The organism is Haloferax sp. Atlit-4N, from assembly GCF_003383025.1.
Lineage (GTDB): Archaea > Halobacteriota > Halobacteria > Halobacteriales > Haloferacaceae > Haloferax > Haloferax gibbonsii.
On record NZ_PSYY01000076.1, the window covers coordinates 1 to 471 of the forward strand.

1 protein-coding gene is annotated in these 471 nt (G+C 69.0%); it reads right to left on the reverse strand.

Annotated features, from left to right (window positions below; all coding sequences use genetic code 11):
• Positions 1 to 435: hypothetical protein (locus C5C07_RS20640; protein WP_147302090.1), on the reverse strand; the 435-nt coding region annotated here is incomplete at its 3' end.
• Positions 436 to 471 lie beyond the last annotated feature (36 nt).

A 471-nucleotide genomic window follows, 5' to 3' on the forward strand; every position in this document is an offset into this window, starting at 1 on the left:
CGTGCTGCGCGCCGACGTGACCTGAGTGAGTGCTGCGCTGGGGGCCCTGAGCTCGTAGGCGAGCCAGTTGCCGGAGGTGGACGACGCGAGCAGGTTCGCGCCGATCGTCTCAGCGACCCCAGTAGTGGTGCCGCTGATCTTCGCCAGCTGAATGTTCGTCGACAGGCCGGCGTTGTGGTACGAGTCAGCGACACCGGTGTTGGCCTGCGTGGTCGTCGGGACGCCGGTGGCGGACCAGTCGAGCCACATCATGCGGAGCGCCCCGCCGGTGGTCTCGGGCGTGAGGCTGCCCGACACCGACGTGCCCGAGACCGCTCCGGTGGAGAAGGCTCCGATCGGGTCGGTGATGTCCACGGCGGTCGAGGGGTAGACCGAGGTGCGGACCATCCTCGGCTTCGTGGTGCCGTTGTTGTTCGGCGTGACGGTGATCGTCATGGAGCCGGGTGCCACGCCCGGGTTGGTCGGCACGCC